Source organism: Larkinella rosea (assembly GCF_003858635.1).
GTDB classification, from domain to species: domain Bacteria; phylum Bacteroidota; class Bacteroidia; order Cytophagales; family Spirosomataceae; genus Larkinella; species Larkinella rosea.
Genome location: NZ_RQJO01000008.1, coordinates 1,202,950 through 1,227,056 on the forward strand (window position 1 = coordinate 1,202,950; position 24,107 = coordinate 1,227,056).

Genomic DNA, 24,107 nt, shown 5'->3' on the forward strand with positions numbered 1-24,107 from the left:
CTCGATGAACACTGCAAAATAAACGGATGATTTTGTACCGATCAAGATTATTTGCAATTATGTTGCATTTATTTTTGCAACGTTGTTGCGAATCTCTACTTTTGCCACCGGGTCGATGAAAACCATCGGTCAAAAATGGTAAAACAGGAACAGAAATGAAGCAAATACAAACACGTCGCTGGTTGTGGATGGTAACGCTGGGCGCATCGATGACGCTCCTGGCAGGTTGTAACGACAAAGCCGATGAACCCGAACCGGCCGACGAAAATGAATTGATCACCACGGTGAACCTGAAGTTTACGGAATCGGGAACCACGACAACACAAACGTTTTCGTACCGCGATACCGACGGCGATGGGGGACAGGCACCGACGAAATTTGACAAGATTACCCTGAAAGCCAACAAGACTTACGATCTGGCCGTGGAATTACTGGACGAAAGCAAAACCCCGGTGGACGACGTTTCCAAAGAAGTTGCGGAAAAAGGAATCGAGCATTTGTTTGTTTATACGCTCACTCCAAACACGTTAGCAACGTATACCTACGGCGATAAAGATGCCAAAAACCTGCCCATTGGGTTGAAAGGCACGCTCAAAACAAACGCGGCCGGAACGGGCAAATTAAAAGTGCAGTTGCGTCACCAGCCGAATGCGAAAGACGGCACACCCACGCCGGGCAGTGATGATGTCAATGTGGACTTTGACCTGACGGTGCAGTGAGAATGACGATTGACCATTGACGATGGACCATTGACCATAGATAGAGTTACTGTCCAGCGCCGACAGGCAATGGTCAATGGTCCATCGTCAATGGTCAATTTATTACTCACTCAGTTTACTCAAAACCGTATAACCTCTCAGTTTCTCGTTCTTAGAATACGTTTCGGTTTTGATGTCGAACAGGACGTCGCTGGCGCGGTAGCTGATCGAACGGAACGTGGCCCGAATCGGGATGCCCATCGCCCGGTTGGTCAGGTTGATTTCGGAACTGATCTTGAAAACACTGAATGTACCGGCGGGCGTGGTCAGACTTTCCTTGCTTTCCACCTGACGGTTGACAACTTTAAAGTCCATGTCCATCATTTTGGTGTCTTTGTTGTACGTCTCGGCAACCAGCTCACCGTCAGGCAATTTGCTTCCTTCGCTCAGGCTTTTCGGATAAATCAGTTTATTCGCCTTTACACGCACTTCCATATCTTTCACAGCTTCATTCGTCGCCAGTACCATGCCCGACAAGTCGGCAATCAGTTCGTTTCCCGTGCAGGTATAATTGATGGCCATTTCCGGGGAGGCTTTTCCTTTGTCGTCAAACGACTGCATTGCTACGTTGATCAGCGTCGAACCGCCTTCGGTTTTGACACTTTTGATGGTATACACCAGTCGGCCGACGAGTTTGTCTTTCGCACTGAAGGATTGCATTTCGTAGCTGGCACCGGTTTTGAATTTCATACCCAGGCAATCCTGCGCATTGGCAGTTACGGTAACGAAACAGAAGATAAACAGATAGAAGAGCGGTTTCATGAATGTTGCCGGAGTTAGTAACAGCCTCAAAACTACGCGGTTTTGGTCTTGATAGCGATAAAGATTGAGTAAACGGGCGTTATACCCAGGCCATACTCACCACACCGATCAGCATGATCAGTTTACAAAGCGAGCTGAGGTAGGAGAAATCCCGGCGGGTGTCGGCCCGGACCAGCCGGTAAACGAGCCAGGCAATCGGCACCAGCAGGATGACGAACATCCAGAATAATTGCTCGTTGCGGAGCGAATGCGCAATCGAAAACAGGGAAATAATGAAGGTTGTGATGATGATATAGAGCAATTGTTTGGTTCGGCGCAGGCCCCAGACGATGGGCAGCGTCCGGCAGCCGTAGCGGGCGTCGCCTTTCACATCTTCCATGTCTTTGATGATTTCGCGAACGAGCGTGATCACGAACGAAAACAAGGCGTAAATGAGCAGTAAATCAACTTGTTGCCGGTAAAAAACCGCCAGCACAATGAGGGATAAAGCCGTCAGCAGGGCCACGATGAAGTTGCCGATGAAGGGTTGCCGCTTGAATTTGGCCGAGTAAAACCAGAGTAACGTGACCGAGAGCACGTTGACGACAAACACCCACTTGCTGAGGTAAAAACCGATTACCACGCCCAGAAAATTCAGGGCCTGGTGCAACCCCATCGCAATCTGCCGCTTCAGGTACCGCCCGATGATGACCCGCTCCGGTTTGTTGACGATGTCGATCTTGATGTCAAAATAATCGTTGATGATGTAACCGGCTGCGGCAATGCAAACCGTTGAAAGTGAGAGCAAAAACAGTTTAGGATCCAGCAATAAACCGGTCCAGTTGTCGCGCGGGCCAATGAGCGTGACGCGCGCAAAATACTGCGTTCCGACAATGATCAGCAGGTTCTGCACCCGGATCAGCCGCAGGAAGCCCAGCACGTAGACGTAAAATGGCGGATTACCCGCACGGGCCGAATGGCTCCGAACTTTTGGGGTCATAGCCGTAAGTGGATTCAGTTCATCAAAGATACGGTTTCCGGGCTGAAACCCCGACCTTGCTAAAATCTTTCTCCGTCCGATCGAATCCGTGAACACAATTGACCGGAATTGATGTTATGGACATTGTTTGAAGGATAGAAAGAAAAGAAAAAGAATTCTAAAACCGCTCTTTGCTGGTCCGATCCTTCACTTTCTCAAGCACTTATCTGATTTATGAAAATTGGCATAGTCTGTTACCCGACCTTCGGGGGAAGTGGTGTTGTTGCGACGGAGCTAGGCAAAGCCCTGGCGAAAGCGGGTCACAAAGTTCACTTCATCACCTACCAGCAACCACCCCGGTTGGATTTTTTTAACGAGAACGTTTTTTACCATGAAGTAAATATACCGACCTACCCGCTGTTTCAGTTTCCGCCCTACGAGACGGCGCTCGCCAGTTCGATTGTGAACGTGGTGCAGTACGAAAAACTGGATCTGTTACACGTTCACTACGCCATTCCGCACGCATCGGCGGCTTACATGGCGCAGATGATTTTGCGGTCGCAGGGGCGGCATATCCCGTTTGTGACCACGCTCCACGGAACCGATATTACGCTGGTGGGCAAGGATGCGTCCTATGAACCGGTGGTAACGTTCAGCATCAACGAGTCGAACGGGGTGACGGCGGTTTCGGAACACCTCCGGCAGGAAACCCTCGACCAGTTTTCGATTCGCCGGGACATCGAAGTGATCCCGAACTTCATCGATCTCGACCGGTTCAAGCGCCAGAATAAAGACCATTTCAAGATGGCCATCTGCCCGAACGGCGAGAAACTGATTGTTCATACGTCGAATTTCCGGCGGGTGAAACGCATCGACGATGTCGTTCACATCTTTAATAAAATCAATCAGGAGATTCCCAGCAAGTTGCTGTTGTCCGGCGATGGGCCGGAGCGGGCGCGGATCGAGAAGCTGTGCCGCGACATGGGCATTTACCAGGACGTGCGGTTTTTGGGGAAACTCGATGCCGTCGAAGAAGTTCTGTCGGTGGCGGATTTATTTCTGATGCCTTCCGAAAACGAGAGTTTCGGCTTAGCCGCTCTGGAAGCCCTGGCCTGTGAAGTACCGCTGATTACGTCGAATGCGGGCGGTCTGCCCGAACTGAACGTTCACGGCGTAACCGGTTTTCTGAGCAACGTGGGCGATGTGGATGATATGGTGCACAATGCGCTCTACATTCTGAATGATGCCAATTTACCAACCTTCAAACACAACGCGCTGGAGCGGGCGAAGGAATTTGAAATTTCCCGGATTCTGCCGCGTTACGAAGCGTATTATGAAAAAGTGATCCTGGAGAGCCAGGCGTTGGTTTTGTAAAGGCGGTTTATAGTTTAACGTTTAGGGTTTATAGTTTAGAAAAACAACAATCCGGTATTCCAATGAACGATAAACCGTAAACGATAAACTGACTTTTGCCCGACAAGTATTACCTTTGCAACAAATCAAGAACGTATGAAATTCGGTGTAGTAGTATTTCCCGGCTCCAATTGTGACGACGACGCGGTTGACGCCCTGCGCGACCAACTGAAACAGAATGTCGTTAAACTCTGGCACAAAGACCACGACCTGCAAGGCTGCGATTTCATCATTCTGCCCGGCGGTTTTTCCTACGGCGATTACCTGCGGACGGGTGCCGTGGCCCGGTTTTCTCCCATCATGAATGAGGTGATCAAACACGCCGAGCGGGGTGGTTATTTGATGGGAATCTGCAACGGTTTCCAGATTCTGGCCGAAGCGCGGCTGGTGCCGGGCGTTCTGCTGCGGAACACCAACCAGAAATACGTTTGCAAGAATATTTACCTCCGCCCGCAGTCGAAAAGCGTGTTGCTGACGGCCGGGCTGGACGAGAAAGCCTATAAAATTCCCATCGCCCACGGCGAGGGCCGGTATTTTGTCGATGCCGATACGCTGAATGAACTGAACGACAACGATCAGATCATTTTCCGGTACTGCGACGAAGCCGGTAACATCACCGACGAAGCCAACCCGAACGGCAGTCTGGACAACATTGCGGGCGTGTCGAACGAACGCAAAAACGTGTTTGGCCTGATGCCCCACCCCGAACGGGCCGCCGATCCGCTGTTGGGCAACACCGACGGTCGGCTGATTCTGGAACAGTTGCTGAATACGGTTTTGGTGTAAGGTTAACTTCTGATAATTGAATACGGGAAGCCGGTCATTGTGACCGGTTTTTTTGTTTGGTGGCGTTTAAGGGATCCGGTTTTTTGATTTAGGTTGCTTAACTATTTTTTGCTGAGGAATCCACTGATAATAGAAGTTTTGATGTGACTTTTTGATCCAGTCAACGTCTGACAACTAGTACCAGCGTTGCAAATCCCGCAAACCGAACTCCGATGGAACTGGTCATTAGTAACCTCAGCAAATCGTATCACCAGAAAACCGTGCTCGATGCCATCAATCTGGCCTTTCAGGGTGGGGATGTGATTGGGTTGCTGGGCAAAAACGGATCGGGAAAAACCACGCTACTGAATTGACTGATCGACCTGATTGCTCCCGATAGCGGGCAATTCTTTTTCAACGGCGAAGAGTTAACGGGTGATCGGTTGGCATTTAAAATCGTTACGTTTCTACTGATTTTAAACGGCTTAATCCTTTCACTTCATAAAGTTTTTTACGTTCACAATAGCTTAAACTTTGGTCAGGTTAAGAATAATGTAAATGGCTGGAGTATTCTTTCAGCTTTTTGCTTAATTATTCTGACGGCCCTGGCAGTAAAAACCGATATTTATACCTTGATACTGTGTTTTGTTTTAGCGGTTTTAGCCTGGTACTTATTTTATCGTTTTCTACCCGGAGATATAAGGGTTGTTCATCTAATTTATAAAAAATTGTTTATAGGTAATGAATAAATAGAAAAAATAAAATGGTTAATGGGATGTATAAATGACTTAATTTTTACTTCTAAATCAATTTTTATGAAAAACGAACCCACAGATGAAGAAATGAAAGAGTATGTATTCCTTTGTATTGTGCTGCTTACTATGCTTTCAGTGGAAATTCTGAAGTTATTCTTCGAAATGGGTAAAGGCTTTGCAAGGTGATTTTATTGTTAAATTAAACTGTTAATACTAGACTTATTAATCGAATTATGGATAAATACAGAAAAGGTAGTTTAATGGTGATGTTGGTGATACTATTGTTTTTATTCTTGCTTGAACTTTTCAGCTGGGGATTTAACTATGCTGAAGAGCGCTTGAATATGTTTTGACTCAATGGTTTTCTTTCAAAAAAATAAATAATGACGACGATGATTAGAATATACGAATCAATAAGGATGGATTTAAGTAATATTAATTGGACTATTAACCAAATAGCCATACTAGTAATGGCTATCTGTTTTTTATTCTGTTATTGGGCGAATTAGCTTACTACATTGATAGATATGTTGGGAAATGTTAATACTATCGTATAAAAATTTTGAAAACCTTGTTTATGCTATCTAGATAACAAGGATTCACTAGCCAAATGATAAATTGGCTAATGAATCCTTGAAACAATATAACGAATCAAAGAACATTTTTGGATAATAACTTCATTCCGTTTTCAACATAGTCATGTTACACCAAATCTCCTTTTAAATTGCTGACTGGTAACGGCCAGTTCTGTTAGTTGAGCAGTTTGTTTTGTCAGAAAGTCACCTTTTTCGATTCCATAGATATCGGCCAGCTTCTGCATCTTCTTAAGTGAGAGTTCAATCTTTCCGCATTCCATTTGTGAATATGCCGATTGGGTGATGTCCAACTGAACGGCCAGGTAGTCCTGTGAATAGCCAAACAGATGACGCAAACGAAGCATTTTGTCGGTTAAATCGGTTTTCATGGTGTAGAGATAGAGATAGCTAAAGCGTTACTTTCTGTTATTTGACGAGTCTAAGTAAGAAAAGACACATAACTGTCTGATTATTTTTCCTGAGTTACAAAAAAAGTGCCTTTTAGCAATTTGCTCATAAAATGATAAGTTATATTTATTCTTTTATAAGTACTACTAATAGGGACGTATTTGATTCCTGCTCATCTTTGTATCAACCAATTACCGCTGCTCGCCAGCCCGGGAGGAAGAGATGGCGTGGAGGTTGGGATAACTAAATATTCTTACAAATGAAAAAGGAACTGAGCTTAAATCCTGAAATGCAGGAGATCACAGATAACGACCTGCGAGAAATTAATGGTGGCTATGGATATTGGGAAGGCCACAGTCAAGGTTCTGCGGCTGCGGGGAGTTTGTTTTGGAGTGCTACTGCAGAATTTTTAGCCACTGCATTGACTTCAATGGCTTCGTATCCTAGATTATAATAATTCTCAAAATATAAACAATAATGAAAACAACTCAAGAAAACTTATTAGGCTTTGAATTGCAAGAAATCCAAAAGGTTGATCTGCGAGAAATCAATGGGGGCTATGGTTATTGGGAAGGGCATAACCAAGGATCTGCAGCTTTCTCGTCATTAGTTGCAAGTGCTTCGGTAGCGGTTGCAGGTGCTTGGAATGAGTTCTGCTCAGGTTTCAGCGATGGTTATTCTAATGCACGGCAAGGAAGGTAAAACAGCAATCATTCATAATCATTTTTACTAATTTTAATCCTATTTAAAAAATGGAAAATCAACAATTATCCCAGTGGGGAATCAGTGAATTAGATTGCAAATCAATTTCAGAAATTGATGGTGGTAAATGGACTGAAGAACTTGGGTATATATGTGGAGAACTAGTCGGTCATGCTACAAATGCTGTAGAAATATTGAATCAAACATTGAAAGGGTTCGTTGAAGGTTTATTGTTTAGTAAAGCTACTGGCCGTTGATAATTTTAACTGGTAGCTATTACATAATGGTTACCAGTTAACACAATGTATCATGAAAAAAATTATATATATTACAACTCTATACTATGGTGATAGGTGTGTAGATAAATTTAAAAGTGTCACGATTGGTTTTTTTTTACATTATTTTTTTACTTTAATAAGTATAATATTAATCTTAATTATAGATAAGTCTTTTTTGCCATTAATTAATGTTGATTCTATCATAGAAAATCACCATAAAAGCTCGAGTGTGATAGAAGAACATGGTGTAAAAGTTGGTGCGATTATTGTAACAATAGCTGGGCCATTAATAGAAGAAATTTCATTTCGCCTTATTTTAAATCCTACAAAAAAAAAACATATCAATTTCATCTGTTACATTTTTTTTTCTTATTTCAGGGCCAATTTGGTATTTGAATGATTTTCCTTTTATTCGACTTATAATATGTGTATTTCTATATATTTTTTTGTATAAATTTTCTGATTTTATCTACAACAAATTGATTAGATTACAAAATAAATTATTGTTAATATTCACTTCTATAGGATTTGCCCTGCTGCATATTTTCAATTTTTCTCATTTTCAATTTTTTCTATTTCCAATATATTTAATATATATTTTACCTCAATTTTTTTTAGGCCTAATTCTAGGTATAGTAAGATTGAAAAATGGTTTTTTTTGGTCAGTACTACTTCATATTTTGATCAACGGTTCGGTAACCTGGCCCAAACTTTTTACACATGGTTAACACATCACTAATTGGCCATGAACTGCTCGTTTATTTACCTCGCGTCACCGTCCGCAGCCAACTTCTATACACTGCTGTTTTATTTGCAATCACCGCAGCCATTGCCGCCCTGCCATTCATTTACGTCGATGTCTCCGTTCAGGCATCCGGTTTGATTCGCCCGGTGGCGGAGCGAAGTGAAGTGAAAACGACAACTGGCGGGACGGTAGCGGTTTTGTGGATACGCGAAAATCAGGTAGTACGGGCCGGTCAGCCGTTGATGCGGTTGCAAACCGAAATTCTGGATACGAAACTCCGTCTGGTGACGGCTCAACAGGCCGAAAAGCGAATGTACATCCGTGATCTGCAACAATTAACCCGGTTGACAGATACCCAATTGGTATCGGCTACCGGATTAATTTCTCCCCTCTATCGCCAACAATACGAACAGTTTCGCTACCTGGCGCAGGAAAACCTGCAAACCCAGCAGAAACGCCAACGCGAACTGGACGTAAACCGGCAACTTTATGTCGATAAAGTCATTCCCCGGCTGGAGCTTGAAGACAAAGAATTTGTGTACAAAACCGTCGTGGCTCAATACCGGACGCTGGTCGAACGCCAGCGAAGTGAATGGCAAACCGCTTTGTCCGAACATCGTTTGGCATTGACCGATTTAATGGGTCAGGAACGGCAACTCAAACAGGAACAGGCTTTCTCCACGATCAAAGCGCCCGTGGGCGGCACCATTAGTCAGCTTTCCGGTCGATACGTTGGCAGTTTCGTGCAGGCCGGAGAAATTGTCGGTACGATTTCGCCTGATTCTACCCTGATTATCGAATGTTATGCCACGCCAAAAGACATTGGATTGCTGCAGATTGGTCAAAAAGCGCACTTTCAAATTGCGGCATTCAATTACAATCAATGGGGTTTGCTGGAAGGCCTGATACTGGATGTTGCCAATGATTTTATTCTGGTCGAAAACCAGCCGGTGTTTAAAGTCCGCTGTCGGCTTAATCGAAATTTTCTGACCCTGAAAAACGGCTATCGAGGATACCTGAAAAAGGGAATGACGGTTCAGGCCCGGTTTATCGTTACGCGCCGGTCGTTGTTCGAATTACTTTACGATAAAGCCGACGACTGGCTAAATCCAGTGAACCAACCTGTCGCCAGTCGCTTACGGTAGGCACTTGCCGCCAACAGAATACACCATGAAAAGCCGAGTTAAAGTTAAACAGCGTGACATTACCGACTGTGGAGCGGCATGTCTGGCATCCGTAGCCGCCCACCACCGGTTGTTGCTACCTGTAGCGCGCATCCGGCAGATGGCGTCTACGGATCAGAAAGGAACCAATGTTCTGGGGTTGATTGAAGCGGCTCAGAAACTGGGGTTTCAGGCCAAAGGGGTGAAAGGACCCTTTGAAAGTCTCTATAAAATCCCCAAACCGGCCATTGCCCATGTGGTAGTAAAAGGTGTTTTACAGCACTATGTGGTGATTTATGACGTGACTCCAAAGCACCTCGTCATCATGGACCCTGGTGATGGGTTGATTCACAAAAAGACGCACGACGAATTTAAACAGGAGTGGACGGGTGTTCTGGTTTTGCTGCTACCGGATGAGACGTTCCAAACGGGTAATTCCAAAGCTTCGGTTTTGCAGCGTTTCGGGCAACTGCTTCGTCCGCACCGGGCGGTTTTGGCACAGGCGTTATTTGGGGCTGTTATCTATACCTTGCTGGGGTTGACTACGTCAATTTATGTGCAGAAAATTGTTGACAATGTGTTGCCGGAAGCCAACCAGAACTTGCTGAATCTGCTTAGTGTAGTGATGATTGTACTGTTGCTGTTGCAATTGTTTATCGGCACCGTCAAGAGTTTCTTCAATTTCAAAACCGGCCAGCGTATGGATGCGGCTTTGATTCTAGGCTATTATAAGCACCTGCTCAAATTACCACAATCTTTTTTTGACAGCATGCGGGTTGGCGAAATTGTCTCGCGCATTAACGATGCCGTTAAAATCCGGGCGTTTATCAACGATACGGCTCTCAATCTGATTGTCAACGTATTGATTATGTTTTTCTCGTTCGCGTTGATGTTTACTTACTATTGGAAACTGGCGTTAATCCTGTTGCTGGTTATTCCAATGTATACGTTGCTGTATTGGATTACGAACCGCGTCAACCGGAAAAACCAGCGTCGGCTGATGGAAGATTCTGCCGAACTGGAATCACAACTGGTCGAATCGCTGAACGCCATGTCGACAATCAAACGGTTTGGCCTGGAAGAATATGCAGGTTACAAAACGGAGACGCGGTTTGTCAAATTGCTGCAAACGATCTTCCGGTCGGGCAGCAGCGCCATTTACGTTGGAAGCATTTCGGAACTGATTTCCCGGTTATTCACCATTATTTTGTTGTGGGTAGGCGGTTGGTTTGTACTGCACAATGAAATTACACCCGGTGAGTTATTGTCGTTTTATGCCTTGATTGGCTATTTTACAAGTCCGGCAGCTAGTTTGGTGGGCGCGAACCGCACCGTTCAGGACGCGTTGATTGCTGCCGATCGGTTGTTCGAAATCATGGATCTTGAACACGAAACGTCCGATAATACAGTTGTTCTTAAGCCCGAAATGATTGGTGCCGTTTCTTTCCGAAATGTTTCTTTTCGCTACGGTTCCCGCGTGACGGTTTTTGATGATTTGACATTAACTATTCAGGCCGGAAAAATTACTGCCATTGTAGGCGAAAGCGGTTCCGGTAAGTCGACATTGCTTTCCCTTTTGCAGGGGCTTTATCCGTTGCAAAAAGGTAGCATTCATATTGGCAATTTCGATATAAAACACATCCAGACCGCCAGTTTGCGCCAGGTGGTCAGTGTCGTGCCTCAGAAAATTGATCTTTTTGCCGGAAATGTCATCGATAATATTGCATTAGGTGAACCGGAGCCGAACATGCAACACATTTTGAGCATTTGCCAGCAATTGGGAATCTCTGACTTCATTGAAAAACTGCCGAACGGTTTCCACACGTATTTAGGCGAAAACGGAGCAATGTTGTCAGGGGGGCAAAAGCAACGAATTGCCATCGCCCGTGCTCTGTATCGAAATCCTGAAATATTAATTTTTGATGAGGCTACCTCGGCTCTCGATTCGGTTTCGGAGCAATACGTTCAACAAACGATTCACAACCTGCGTGATGCCGGAAAAACCATTATCATCATTGCTCACCGGCTCAGCACCGTTCGTCAGGCCGATAGAATTCTGGTGTTGGAAAACGGGAAATTAATTGAAGAAGGCACGCATTTCGAATTACTGAGAGACGGAAAAACATACCATCACTTCTGGCAGCAGCAAACGGAATATAATTGACTTTTACAACCCAACCCGCCCCACCATCACCTGCCCGTCCAATTCCCAAACACACCAGGCGGTTTTTCCGGCTACGGCAAGGCTCGGCATCTGGCCTTTACCGACCGACACGGGTGACTGACTCCCCGATTTAATCCAAACCGTGCCACCTTCGTCCCAGGCCAGCAGCGGTTTGTCCGAATTGGCGGCTGCGGTCACATTCCGGCCCGTCGAAACCGGCTGCTCCGTTTCGCCCGGCACGCAGGTGTAGAGCGTATTTTCGCGTCGCCAGGCGGTGAGGGGCTGACCGGTTTTTGAGAGGACGACCGCTCCACCGTCCATGGGGCAGGCGTTTAATTTCCAGGTTCCGGTTCCCAGCTTTTGGGCCGGTTGGTAGGTCTTTCCGCCGTCGGCGGAATGGGCCAGGTACAAATTTCGGGAGCCGTCGAGCCAGTTGCGAAACTGGACATACACATCGTTTTTGGTTGCAGCGATGGAAACTTTACAGCATTCGCAGACTGTGCCGTCGGGCGAGCGGTAGATTACCTGATTGGTCGACCAGCTTCGCCCGCCATCCCGGGAGGTTGCACCAACAATTTTATTCTTTTTATCTCCGCGAAGATCCAGCCAGGCGGCATGGAATAGGCCCTTCGACGCGCCCGCTACGGCTTGAAAACCTTCTTTGGCAATTTGTGGCACGTCGTTGATGCGAATGCCGGACGACCATCGCCCACTTTTTCGGTCGAGTGAATACGCAAAAATATCTCCCGCTTTATTGACCGCACTGACGACAACAAACTGATCGGTAACCGCGATTTGCGGCCCCCGTTTGGCACTGGCTACCAGATTCGGCAAAACCGCTACCATAACGGGCGGACTAAACGTGGCTTTCCTGCCGGATGAGGTTGCATAATAAAGGGTAGAATCCTGTCCGAAAGTCATGTGCAGTGTTCCGTTTGTTTCGGACACCACAACCGGCAAATGGCCGGATGCCATTTTCTGACCGGAATCCACGGATTGGCCATTTGCCCAAACGATACCGAATTGAAAAAGAAGGTAAAGGGCGTAACGTCTGACAAAACTGTCCATAAAAAAGCGGTAGTTGTGTGATGAACAAAGTTAGCATAAATGGGGGTGAAGTGTTCAGTGACTCGATTGAAAGTCCACCCGCTCTATTCTTGCTTAAGTTGGCTGGCATGATTTATGTACCATTAGATTTGTCACCGAATCTGGGAGAAAAGTATTTAGAATGAAAAATTGCACGATTTATAATTGTTTTTGCAAGCAAATAACATGAGTCAAAACTCCACCGAATAGGAGTATAGGGCATTTTATGGCAAATTTTACCTGAGGGATTCGAGTGATTGCATTGGAACGACTACCGGCTGCAGCTAATGGCAGTAGGTAACCTGACTTATTTCCACAGAATTAACGACTGAACCCGGTCTTGTGGGGCCTCCACCCCGAACACCATGTTATTATGGGCACTTGTATTTTGAAACGTTGGCATAGACAGTTGGTCACCTGCGGACTTGTTTTTTGGGTCGCAGGTATCTGCTGGGCACAATCCGATACACTTTTGCAGGAAGCAAACCGCCAGTATACCCTGAAAGCCTACGGCAGGGCCATTGAGATTTATACCCAATTACTGACCGAATCGGCCGGGAAGCTGACCCCCGACCAGCGAACTACAGCACAGGAAAACCTGGCGCACTCGTATCAACTGGCGGGTGATCTCAAAAAGGCCGAACAAACTTTCCGCGACTTGACATCAACCACGGAACTGACTGGTCCGCACATTGAAAGTTACCTTCATTTTGCCCAAACACTGGTTGGAAACGGGAAATACAGCGAATCGCAGCTGATGTATGAGAAATACAACAAACTGAAGGAAAAAACCGCTGAAGCTGAATCGGCTTCGTTTCCGGACCCGGCAACAGGCATAATCGGCAAAAAAGCCGCTACCCGGTATCGCCTGGAAGTACTTGCGCTGAATACGTCGAATGCCGAGTTTAGTCCGATGTATTACCGCGATGGACTGGTTTTTGTGTCGGGCAAGAAAAGTACAACGCTCGAAACCAGCGGCAAAGGAGGAGGTGGCAGCTACCTCGATCTGTTCTACGTGCAGGATCGGCAACAGCTGAAAACCACACAACTGATCAAGGCAGATGGTACGGTTTCGAAACCAGTTCAGAGCCGGAGTCGGAAAGACCGTCGGGCGGCTATGGTGCAGCGGAGTCGGGCGTCGGCCAATGATTCCCGGACCATTGGTGGCTACGATGGCGGGATCAATATTTCGGAGGGATTACGGTTTTCGAAAGGCGTTCAGCCGTTTAGTCGTGCACTCAATAGTCGCTACCACGAAGGACCGGTTACATTTTTCAGCGATGGCTACACGGTGGTATTTACCCGAAACAATTACGACGGTCGGCGGGTCCGGCAAAGCACGGAAGGCGTTACAAACCTGAAACTCTACAAGGCCGTGCAGCAAAATGGTACCTGGGTCAATATTGAAGAGTTGCCGTTCAATAGCAACGATTATTCGGTGGGTCATCCGGCGCTCAGCAAAGACGACAGGTTGCTGTTTTTTGCGTCCGACATGCCCGGCGGAGTTGGCGGGACGGATTTATACGTATCCCGGAACGAAAATGGCAAATGGGGCAAACCGGTCAATCTGGGGAAAGAGATCAATACGAAAGGCAACGATTTGTTTCCGTATATCGACGAGCGGGGCAATCTGTATTTTGCGTCGGATGGCCGGAAAGGCCTGGGCGGGCTGGATATTTACTACGCCCCGCTGTTCAACGGGCAGTCGGCCGGACCGGTCGAACACCTCGATGCGCCGATCAATTCCGATCAGGATGATTTTGGGTTGATTACCGATGGAAACCGGAAAGGTGGTTATTTCAGCACGAACCGGCAAAAAGGCAATGACGATATTTTCCGGTTTGTCCGGGAAAGTTCGCTGTATGGCTGCCGGAATCTGACATTGCGGTTTTACGACGAAGTGACCAAACAACCGGTCGATAGCGTATCGATTGACATCAAAGCCCGGGGCGAAGAGAAGAAAAACCGTACGGTTGTAACCCGGAAAGATGGTTTGGTGCAGTTATGCCTGGAATCCAATAACGACTTTATTTTTCGGGCGTCGAAAGACAGTTACGTAACCAATACGGTCGGTTTTTCGACTAATGCGTTGACCGATGATTCGCCTTCGCGCCTGGAGATTGGGCTCAATAAACCGCCTAAAATTGTCGATACGGTTCAATACATACCCGTTCTGGCCAATGATGGCTGGGATATTGTGGATTCGCAGAAAGCCCGGGTCCGTGGAATTATCATGAGTGAGAAAGACCGAAAACCGATCGAAGGAGTAACAATAAATTTAAAAAACGACTGCGATGGTGCCATCCGGCAGCTCATCACCGGGGCCGACGGTCGGTATGAATTCGAACTCACCGAAGGCTGTGACTATACGCTCAGCGCTTCGAAAGAACGCTACGGTACAAATACGAGCCGGATTAAAAAGATCGGAACCAAATCCACATCAAAGGTACTTTCGGCGGATTTGAACATGCTGCGGGTTGGCGATATTGTGCAACTCGACAACATCTATTACGACCTGGATAAGTGGACAATTCGGTCGGATGCGTCCCGTGAATTGGATAAATTGGTAGCCACCATGCAGAAATACCCGTCGCTGACCGTCGAACTTCGGTCGCATACCGACAGCCGGGGCGATGCGGTTTATAACCGTTACCTGTCGGCGCAGCGGGCCAATTCGGTGGTGAGTTACCTGGCTTCCAAAGGCATTAGCCGTAAACGGATGGTGGCGGCTGGTTACGGCGAATCGCTGTTACTGAATAATTGCACCAACGACGTGGATTGCACCGAAGCCGAACACCAGCGTAATCGCCGGACGGAATTCAAAGTGTTGTCGATCAAGTAAGCGGTAGCTACTTCGAGGGAAAAGAGCCAAAAAAACCGCAGACGTTGTGTCTGCGGTTTTTATTTTGATGCCTGTTCGGGTCGGTTACTTGTTGATGATCAGGCGTTGAGTCAACTGTTTGTCGGCGGTTTTCAACTGCACGAAATGAAGACCGGCCGCATGCTGGCTTAGGTCGACCGTTTCGTGCTGCACCTGGCCGGTACCGACCACGTTTTGCTGCCACGTAACCCGGCCCAGCACATCCACCACCTGCAAGGTCGCGGTTTTCTGAGCTTCTAACCGGAAGCTGGCAATGGTCCGTCCACTGCTGGGGTTTGGACTTACCGTCAGTTCCGAACTCAGTTCAGGATCGGCAACACCTTCGCGACCACCACTGGGGCAGGTCAGCGTTTTGGGACCCCATTTCAGCGTATAATTGCCTCCCGGTACGCGGGCATTCAGACTGTGCGCCTTGCCATCTTTGAGTGCGGTAGGAACCGTAAAGCTGTAGCCGTGAATACCGTTGCCTTTTCCGGCATTTTTCAAATCCTGCCGGAAAATATTCGCATCCGTAGTTGCAACGACGGTAGTCCCTTCGACAAGCTCAAGCGAGATGACGGTATTGGGGCGGTTTTGATCCCAGACCCAGCCGGTAATCGCGTTACAGGCAACTACGTCCAGGAAGCCTTCGTAATTGCCCGGGCCGTTGCCTGTGCTTCCTCCGCTGGCGTTAACCGTCAGTGCAAAGGTCATGGAAACCGGCGAGTGCTGATTGTCCGTAGCCGAGTAGGTTAGCGTGAACGTACCACTGACCGTCGGCGTTCCGGAAATCACCCGGGTGCCGGCATTGAAATTCAAGCCATTGGGTAAACCCGATAAGGTATACGTCAACGGATCGTTTTCGGCGTCGGTGAAGACCGGCAATGCACTGGCCGTAAAGGCTACATTGATCGTGGCCGACAGGGGCGAAACCGCCGGAGCAACCGGAGCTGCGTTGGTCGGTGTTCCACCCGCAGCTACCGTGAGCGTGACGGACGTATTGGTTTTGTTCTGCGAATCAGCCGCCGAGTAGGTCAGCGTAAAGGTGCCCTGCTGCGTGGGCGTTCCCGAAATCACCCGGGTGCTGGCGTTGAAACTCAAGCCACTGGGCAAACCGGTCAGCGAGTACGACAGCGGTTCGGTATCGGTGAACGCTGGCAGAGCTGCGGAAGTATACGCCACATTAATCGTTGCCGACAGAGCCGAAACCGAGGGCGCCACCGGTGCCGGATTGGATGGAACCCCACTACCCGGACAGTTGATGAACGTAGGCTGACCTGCCGAAAACTTCAGTACGAACAACGATCCCTGAACCCGTCCCCAGATGGTGTGATTCTGTCCATCTTTCAGGCTTTCCGGAACGGGGAAGTCAAACCAGTGAATACCATTTCCTTTGCCCGCATCCACTAAATGCTGCTTGAAGACATTCGCAGCAATGGTTCCCAATGGGGTACCTGCATCAATGGAAGGTCCTTCAAACAGTTCGACGTTGACGACCGCATTTCCTCGGTCGCGTTCCCAGGCCCAACCCGACAGCGTATTACAATTGATGACCAGATAACCGTCGTAATTGGCCGCCGGAGCAGGTGGAGTAGACGTTCCGCCCGCTGCCACCGTGAGGGTGACGGATGCGTTGACTTTGGTCTGCGAATCAGCCGCCGAGTAAGTCAGCGTAAAGGTACCCTGCTGCGTGGGTGTTCCCGAAATGACGCGGGTGCTGGCGTTGAAATTCAAGCCGCTGGGCAAACCGGTCAGCGAGTACGACAACGGTTCCGTATCCGTGAAGGCCGGGAGCGCCACTGACTGATAAGCCACATTGACTGTTGCCGACAAGGGCGAAACCGTCGGAGCGACCGGGGGTGGATTCGGCGTTGCACCCGCATTCACCGTGAGCGTGATGGATGCGTTGACTTTGCTTTGCGAATCGGCGGCCGAGTAGGTCAGCGTAAAGGTCCCCTGTTGTGTCGGCGTTCCCGAAATGACGCGGGTGTTGGCGTCGAAAGTCAATCCACTGGGTAAACCGGTGAGCGAGTACGACAACGGTTCCGTATCCGTGAAGGCCGGAAGTGCCGCTGACTGATAAGCCACATTGACCGTTGCCGACAAAGGCGAAACCGTTGGCGCTACCGGAGGATCGTTAACCGGAGGTGCCGTATTGGAAATAACAAAGGTCACCAGGGCCGAAGCGGTTTTTCCTTTTGGATCGGTCACGATCAGACTCATGGTATACGTTCCCAGCGTGGTGGGCGTACCGCTGATGGTCCGGCTGGTTGGCGAATAGTCCAGCCCCGGCACCGAGCCGTTAAGCGCGTAGGTTAAGTCACCGTTTTCGGTATCCGTAAACTCGGGAATCACATAGGAGGTTGCAACGTTGACCTCCCGGTTCAGGATGGGAATAGCCGGACCGGTGGGTGGCTGATTGCTCGGATCTACCGGCAGCGGGCTTCCATCTCCCGGGCAGTTCAGCGTTTTCGGCGAACCGATCAGTTCGTACGAAGTACCCTGAATGCGCATTCCGATGCTGTGATTCTGGCCGTCTTTCAGCGTTGCCGGAATAATCCAGGAATAACCGTGTTGTCCGTTTCCAATCTGAGCACTGACCAGGTCGGGGCGGGCCAGAGAAGCGGTTATTGTGGCAATCAGATTGTCATTATCCCGAATTTCAATATTCAGGGGCGTATTGGGTTGATTGGCATCCCATACCCATCCGAAAATATCACCTTTGCAATTAATGACATCCAGGAATCCTTCATAAGCCCCGACGGGTGGTGTTACCACACTGGTAACCGTTAATGTAAGGGTCACAGAAACCGGCGAACTCCGGTTGTCGGTAGCCGAATAGGTTAATGTAAATGGACCTTGCTGCGTCGGTGTGCCGGAAATCACCCGGGAGTTGACGTCGAAAGTTAACCCATTGGGTAACCCGCTGAGCGAGTACGTCAACGGATCGTTGTCGGCATCGGTGAAGACGGGCAACGCACTGGCCGTGAAAGCCACATTGACCGTTGCCGACAGGGGCGAAACCGCCGGAGCGACCGGTGCGGCATTCGTCGGTGTGGGAGCCGCATTGACCGTCAGCGTAATGGATGAATTGACTTTGGTCTGTGAATCAGCCGCTGAGTAGGTCAGCGTAAAGGTGCCCTGTTGCGTGGGTGTTCCCGAAATCACCCGCGTATTGGCGTTGAAATTCAAGCCACTGGGTAAACCGGTCAGCGAGTACGACAGTGGTTCAGTATCGGTAAAGGCTGGGAGGGCCGCCGAGGTGTAAGCCGCATTGACCGTTGCCGACAGGGGTGAAACCGTTGGGGCAACCGGCGCCGGGTTGGTCGGAACCCCACTGCCCGGGCAGTTGATGAAGGTAGGTTGACCGGCGATAAATTTCAGCACGAATTCCGATCCTACCACGCGTCCCCAGATGATGTGGTTCTGGCCATCCTTGATGGATTCCGGAACCGGGAAATCATACCCGTGCACACCATTACCTTTGCCCGCATTCAATAAATCCTGCCGGAAAATGTTAGCCGCCACCGTACCAATGAGCGTACCCGCATCAATGGAAGGTCCATCGAAGAACTCGACGCTAACGACCGCATTTCCATTGGCGCGTTCCCAGGCCCAACCCGTGAAACTGCCGCAACTGAGGGTGATGTAACCGTCATAATTAGCGGCCGGAGCCCGTGGGGTTGTACTGCTGGCAACCACCGCAAGGATAACGGACAGATTGGTTTTATTCTGCGAATCAGCCGCTGAGTAGGTCAGCGTAAAGGTGCCCTGTTGCGTGGGTGTTCCCGAAATCACCCGCGTATTGGCGTTAAAGTTCAAGCCGCTGGGTAAACCGGTCAGCGAGTACGACAACGGTTCGCTATCGGTGAAAGCCGGGAGGGCCGCAGATGTATACGCTACGTTAATCGTTGCCGACAAAGGCGAAACCGTGGGAGCGACCGGCGCCGGATTGGATGGGGTACTGCCTGCATTCACCGTAAGCGTAACCGACAGGTCGGTTTTGTTCTGCGAATCAGCGGCCGAATACGTTAGTGTGAAAGTGCCCTGCTGGGTTGGTGTTCCCGAAATCACCCGGGTGCTGGCGTTGAAAGTCAAGCCGCTGGGTAAACCGGTCAGCGAGTACGACAACGGTTCGGTATCGGTGAAGACCGGGAGGGCCGCAGACGTATACGCTACGTTGACCGTTGCCGACAGGGGCGAAACCGCCGGAGGGACCGGTGGTGGATTGCTACCCGCGCCGACGGTCAGCGTGACAGACAGATTGGTTTTATTCTGCGAATCAGCCGCCGAGTAGGTCAGCGTAAAGGTGCCTTGCTGGGTCGGTGTTCCCGAAATCACCCGCGTGCTGGCGTTGAAAGTCAAGCCGCTGGGCAAACCGGTCAGGGAGTACGACAGCGGTTCGGTATCGGTGAATGCCGGGAGGGCCGCAGACGTATAGGCCGCGTTGACCGTTGCCGACAGGGGTGATACCGTTGGCGCGACCGGGCCGGGGTTGCCGGTGCCCGCGCAGGTGAGCGTCTTGGGCGACCACATCAGTACGTAAGTCGATCCCTGGACCTTGCCCCAGATGGTTTGCTGCTGGTTGGTTTTGACGCTGTTGGGAACCGTGAAGCTGTAGCCGTGAGCGCCGTTGCCTTTGCCCGCATTCACCAGATCCTGCCGGAAAATATTGGCTACCGTCGTACCAACCGAAACCGCCGACTCGATGCCCGGATTGCTACCCGTTGCGGCCAGAAACTCGACCGTGTAAGGATCGTTCGGTTTATCGTAATTGAAGACCCAACCCGAAATGGTGTTACAATTGACCTGATCCAGATACCCTTCGAAATTGCCCGTTACGACCGGTCCCGTTCCGCCCGCAGCCACGGTGAGCGTGACGGACAGGTCGGTTTTTTTCTGTGAATCGGCGGCCGAATACGTTAGTGTGAAAGTGCCCTGCTGGGTCGGTGTTCCCGAAATCACCCGCGTGCTGGCGTTGAAAGTCAAGCCGCTGGGTAAACCGGTCAGCGAGTACGACAACGGTTCGGTATCGGTGAAGGCCGGAAGGGCCGCCGAAGCGTAAGCTACATTGACCGTTGCCGTTAAAGGCGAAACCGTTGGCGCGACTGGCCCCGGATTGGATGGCGTGCCACCGGCTGCTACCGTGAGGGTGACAGACAGATTGGTTTTATTCTGCGAATCAGCCGCCGAGTAGGTCAGCGTAAAGGTGCCTTGCTGCGTGGGTGTTCCCGAAATCACCCGCGTGCTGGCGTTGAAAGTCAAGCCGCTGGGCAGACCGGTCAGTGAGTACGACAACGGTTCGGTATCGGTGAAGACCGGGAGGGCCGCAGACGTATACGCTACATTGACCGTTGCCGACAGGGGCGAAACCGCTGGCGCGACCGGGCCGGGGTTGCCGGTGCCCGCGCAGGTGAGCGTCTTGGGCGACCACATCAGTACGTAAGTCGATCCCTGGACCTTGCCCCAGATGGTTTGTTGCTGGTTGGTTTTGACGCTGTTGGGAACCGTGAAGCTGTAGCCGTGAGCGCCGTTGCCTTTGCCCGCATTCATCAGATCCTGCCGGAAAATATTGGCTACCGTCGTACCAACCGAAACCGCCGACTCGATGCCCGGATTGTTACCCGTTGCGGCCAGAAACTCGACCGTGTAAGGATCGTTCGGTTTATCGTAATTGAAGACCCAACCCGAAATGGTGTTACAATTGACCTGATCCAGATACCCTTCGAAATTGCCCGTTACAACTGCAACACTGGTAACGGTCAGTGTAAAGGTCATACTGACCGCCGGATTTCGGTTGTCAGTGGCGGTATAGGTTAGGGTGTACGTAGCGGTCTGGGTTGGCGTTCCGCTAATCACCCGCGTGCTCGCATTGAAGCTCAGGGTTGCGGGCAAACCGCTCAGCGAATACGTCAGCGCATCGCCATCCGGATCGGTAAAGGGCACCAGAGGATTCGACGTGAAGCTGGTATTGACTGTCGTTGTCAAACCTGCTATGGAAGGTGCCGTAGGTGCTACATTGACCGGTGGCGTACTGGTTCCCGTAGTTGTTCCGGTGGCGGTATTACTGTTGGACGATACGTTTCCGGTTTGATCAACCGCCCGCACGAAAAAGTAATACTCCGTACCTGAGTTCAAACCGGTTGCGGTATAAGTGGTTCCGGAGGTTACATCCGCAATTTTTGTATTGTTTCGGTAGACTTCGTAACCGGATACACTGACGTTGTCGGTCGATGCATTCCAGGTCAATCTCATCGAATTCTGAGTGATGTTGCTGAGCGCCAGCGACGTTGGAACCGTTGGAGGCTGTTGGTCAGAAGCATTGGAAACGACATTGAACGATTTTTCGACTGGGCGGGCGGGCATAAAACCATCACCGCCGTGTTGGGCCGCCCGAATGGTTACCCTACCGAGCCGACCGGTTAAAAAAACCTGATTTTCGGCCACTACCGCCGGACCTGCAATCACGTAAATGACTACGGGTTTGCCGGATGATGCCGTTGCCTGCGGAGTGAACGGAGGTGCATTGGGCGCGCGGTCGGCAATGTCATTCAGTGTAATGGTTTGGGCCGTTCCGGCGCAATTCGGGTAGATATACCGGATGGTTTCGGTTTTCAATCCACCAGCATCGGTTACTTCCAGTTTGACACCGTACCAGAACGTCAGGTTTCCGTCGCAGCCGATGGGCGGCAGCGAGGCCGTTGCGGTCTGGGTGGTCGTAATCAGGTCGTCGTGCTGGTGGTCATTGTGAAAGAGCGAAACCGTCCATTTATAGCTCAACTGATTTGAGGGCGTTTCGTCGTTGACAACCGCCGACAGGTTAATATTCCGGATCGAGCTGAGGTCCATTTGCGTCAGCCCATCGACACTGGTGCTGACAATAACCGGAGCATTGTTATTGGCGCTACTGACCGTGATGGCTTTGGTGGTCGAATTGGTTTTGCCATCCGGATCGGTTACGGTTAGTTTAACCGTGTAAACCGTCGAGACGGCGTTGGTGGAGAACGTATGTTCCGGGTTAGCCGCCGTGCTGGTTGTGTTGTCACCAAAATCCCAGGCGTAGGTGATGGCTTTGCCTTCCGGGTCGTAAGACGTGTTACCGGTGAATTTAACGGTCAGCGGGCTCGCCCCATTGTTTTTATCCGACACAATAACCGCAACCGGCGGACTTCCACCCGCGCCACTGTTATAAATGACTCGACGGACTTTTTCGCTTCCGTCTTCCGGGTAGCGCACATAATACAGGTTTTTATCAACCGGATTAAAAGCAATACAGGTAATGTACTGGAAGGAAGAACCACCATTCAGCAGCTTGGTTAGCGTTGAAGGCTGGGGCTGATTATCACCGTCAAACGCCATTTTAGAAATCCAGCCACCGGCAAAATCGGCGAAAAAGTACGCATTCTGGTATTCCGCCGGGTAGTTTCCTCCGCCGGGGTGGAAAGCACCACCGATGACGCAATAACCGGGTAAAGATCCCGTCGGAGTGTCACTGAGGTTAGTAAGGGTTCCGTTCCGGTTTACCTGTCCGGGACCCGTACGCCAGCTAATGGCTGGCTGGGTGAAGGTGACGCCATCCGGTTTGTATTGTGGTTTTGTATAGGCGGTATTGGGGTACATGCCTTCGTAGTAAGGCCAGCCGTAGTTAGCGCCTTTCTTGATGACGTTGATTTCTTCCCAGGTCGACAGACCGACATCGCCGATGTATAAAGCGCCCGGGTCTCCGGCATTTACATCCGTGCTTCCGGTATTGGGACGGAGGGAACTCCGGAACGGTTGCCGGAGACCGGAAGCATAAATCCGGCTTTTGATGGAGCGCGGGTTGCCGGAATCGTAATTCGGGTTACCCGGTACGCCATCTCCCGTTTCCGTACTGATCCGGAGCACCTTACCGGATAACGAATAGTCAACCTGCGAACGATAACCACCGATGTTTTCGGCGCTGGTCATGAAACCGTTGTTGATCGACTGCAGGGGATACGATTCGGAATAGCTCCCCTGATCGACGTTGGGGGCGGCTCCGTCACCGGTTGGGATAAGCAGCGTACCGTCGGCACCCATCGACATCCCACCACCGGCGTGCGAACTTGATGTAATCGGAATACAGTCGCCGGGAACCCCTTTGCTGGGGTTGCTGGGGTTGGGCGCACCAATCAGGATTTTGCGGCTATTAGGAACAATTGAGCGAAAATTATCCGCTTTATTCGCTTCGTAGCGGGTGATCCGGGCGTAGGTCCCCTGCCATTTGTCCGGAGCATATTTAATGACGTAGTATAAGTAAAACCGGCCGTTGTTCAGGAAGTCGTTGTCGAGCACCATATTTAACAACCCAAAGTCATCATAGCGGCCGACCTCACCCGAAATGTCTAAGAGCGTGGAGCGTTGCTTCGTCTGGGGATCAATCCGGATGACCCGGCCATCGATGCCGTACACGTACATGGCTCCGTTTTTGTCGAAGGTAAGCCCAACCGCACCTGCCAGTTCACTCGCATATATTTCTTCCGAAAAATTGGAGGGATATTGGCTGTAGGCATTCGGTACAAAAAAGGCAATCAATGTAACTACAAGAAGGAAGGGCTTGATTTTAGTACAAAAGTTTGTCATAAGATCGATTTTACTTAAACATGTCATTCAGCGCAGACCGTACTTCACGGCAACAAAACAGGATAGGATGGGAACAACCTATTTCAGGCGATAAAAAGGAATTACTAGCCG

At 49.7% G+C, this 24,107-nt stretch carries 17 protein-coding genes; 12 read left to right on the forward strand and 5 right to left on the reverse strand.

Translation table 11 applies throughout. The features are described 5' to 3' along the window. Positions 1-155 precede the first annotated feature (155 nt). Entirely contained in the window at positions 156-719 is a 564-nt protein-coding gene (locus EHT25_RS13750) for a hypothetical protein (protein WP_124875385.1), read from the forward strand. A 102-nt stretch (positions 720-821) separates the two neighbouring features. Here the strand turns inward: EHT25_RS13750 and EHT25_RS13755 are convergent, their stop codons facing one another. After that, positions 822-1,520 (reverse strand): TapB family protein, encoded by a 699-nt coding sequence (locus tag EHT25_RS13755; RefSeq protein WP_124875387.1) that lies wholly within the window; start codon positions 1,518-1,520, stop codon positions 822-824. A 79-nt stretch (positions 1,521-1,599) separates the two neighbouring features. Continuing rightward, on the reverse strand, positions 1,600-2,499 hold the full coding sequence (locus EHT25_RS13760) for a geranylgeranylglycerol-phosphate geranylgeranyltransferase (protein ID WP_124875389.1): 900 nt from the start codon (positions 2,497-2,499) through the stop codon (positions 1,600-1,602). Positions 2,500-2,712: 213 nt separating this feature from the next. On the opposite strand from EHT25_RS13760, the gene bshA reads away from it, so the two are divergent. The 3 genes from bshA to EHT25_RS13775 all read left to right on the forward strand — a co-directional run bounded on the left by bshA (position 2,713) and on the right by EHT25_RS13775 (position 5,030). Beyond that, positions 2,713-3,852, forward strand: a complete 1,140-nt coding sequence (gene bshA, locus EHT25_RS13765; RefSeq protein WP_124875391.1) for an N-acetyl-alpha-D-glucosaminyl L-malate synthase BshA — start codon at positions 2,713-2,715, stop codon at positions 3,850-3,852. A 135-nt stretch (positions 3,853-3,987) separates the two neighbouring features. After that, the gene (purQ, locus tag EHT25_RS13770) at positions 3,988-4,677 is read left to right on the forward strand and encodes a phosphoribosylformylglycinamidine synthase subunit PurQ (protein ID WP_124875393.1); all 690 of its coding nucleotides are present in this window, start codon (positions 3,988-3,990) and stop codon (positions 4,675-4,677) included. Positions 4,678-4,889: 212 nt separating this feature from the next. Continuing rightward, a complete protein-coding gene (locus EHT25_RS13775) occupies positions 4,890-5,030 on the forward strand; it encodes an ATP-binding cassette domain-containing protein (protein WP_124875395.1) in 141 nt (46 codons plus the stop codon). A 1,078-nt stretch (positions 5,031-6,108) separates the two neighbouring features. Here EHT25_RS13775 and EHT25_RS13780 read toward each other — a convergent pair. Then, on the reverse strand, positions 6,109-6,375 hold the full coding sequence (locus tag EHT25_RS13780) for a helix-turn-helix domain-containing protein (RefSeq protein WP_124875398.1): 267 nt from the start codon (positions 6,373-6,375) through the stop codon (positions 6,109-6,111). Between the two features lie 278 nt (positions 6,376-6,653). On the opposite strand from EHT25_RS13780, the gene EHT25_RS13785 reads away from it, so the two are divergent. From EHT25_RS13785 to EHT25_RS13815, 7 genes are read left to right on the forward strand one after another with little or no spacing between them, the layout of a single operon-like run. Next, positions 6,654-6,848 (forward strand): hypothetical protein, encoded by a 195-nt coding sequence (locus tag EHT25_RS13785; RefSeq protein WP_124875400.1) that lies wholly within the window; start codon positions 6,654-6,656, stop codon positions 6,846-6,848. A gap of 23 nt (positions 6,849-6,871) precedes the next feature. Next, the gene (locus EHT25_RS13790) at positions 6,872-7,096 is read left to right on the forward strand and encodes a hypothetical protein (RefSeq protein ID WP_124875402.1); all 225 of its coding nucleotides are present in this window, start codon (positions 6,872-6,874) and stop codon (positions 7,094-7,096) included. A 50-nt stretch (positions 7,097-7,146) separates the two neighbouring features. Next, the gene (locus EHT25_RS13795) at positions 7,147-7,353 is read left to right on the forward strand and encodes a hypothetical protein (RefSeq protein ID WP_124875404.1); all 207 of its coding nucleotides are present in this window, start codon (positions 7,147-7,149) and stop codon (positions 7,351-7,353) included. 52 nt (positions 7,354-7,405) lie between these two features. Further along, positions 7,406-7,774 (forward strand): hypothetical protein, encoded by a 369-nt coding sequence (locus EHT25_RS13800; protein ID WP_124875406.1) that lies wholly within the window; start codon positions 7,406-7,408, stop codon positions 7,772-7,774. A 46-nt stretch (positions 7,775-7,820) separates the two neighbouring features. Continuing rightward, the gene (locus tag EHT25_RS33465; protein ID WP_374756160.1) at positions 7,821-8,102 is read left to right on the forward strand and encodes a CPBP family glutamic-type intramembrane protease; all 282 of its coding nucleotides are present in this window, start codon (positions 7,821-7,823) and stop codon (positions 8,100-8,102) included. Continuing rightward, complete coding sequence (locus EHT25_RS13810; RefSeq protein ID WP_124875408.1) at positions 8,095-9,264, forward strand: beta-barrel domain-containing protein; 1,170 nt, start codon at positions 8,095-8,097, stop codon at positions 9,262-9,264. The genes EHT25_RS33465 and EHT25_RS13810 overlap by 8 nt, the downstream gene beginning before the upstream one ends. A 25-nt stretch (positions 9,265-9,289) precedes the next feature. Next, positions 9,290-11,446: a peptidase domain-containing ABC transporter gene (locus EHT25_RS13815; RefSeq protein ID WP_124875410.1), complete on the forward strand. Its 2,157-nt coding sequence runs from the start codon at positions 9,290-9,292 to the stop codon at positions 11,444-11,446. Positions 11,447-11,449: 3 nt separating this feature from the next. On the opposite strand, the gene EHT25_RS13820 is transcribed toward EHT25_RS13815, so the two are convergent. Next, positions 11,450-12,514 carry a sialidase family protein gene (locus EHT25_RS13820; protein ID WP_229311527.1) on the reverse strand — a complete coding sequence of 355 codons (1,065 nt, stop codon included), beginning with the start codon at positions 12,512-12,514 and terminating at the stop codon, positions 11,450-11,452. Between the two features lie 490 nt (positions 12,515-13,004). On the opposite strand from EHT25_RS13820, the gene EHT25_RS13825 reads away from it, so the two are divergent. Beyond that, positions 13,005-15,374 (forward strand): OmpA family protein, encoded by a 2,370-nt coding sequence (locus EHT25_RS13825; protein ID WP_229311528.1) that lies wholly within the window; start codon positions 13,005-13,007, stop codon positions 15,372-15,374. 84 nt (positions 15,375-15,458) lie between these two features. On the opposite strand, the gene EHT25_RS13830 is transcribed toward EHT25_RS13825, so the two are convergent. After that, positions 15,459-23,996, reverse strand: coding sequence for a putative Ig domain-containing protein (locus EHT25_RS13830; protein ID WP_185731360.1), 8,538 nt, complete (start codon positions 23,994-23,996; stop codon positions 15,459-15,461). Positions 23,997-24,107 lie beyond the last annotated feature (111 nt).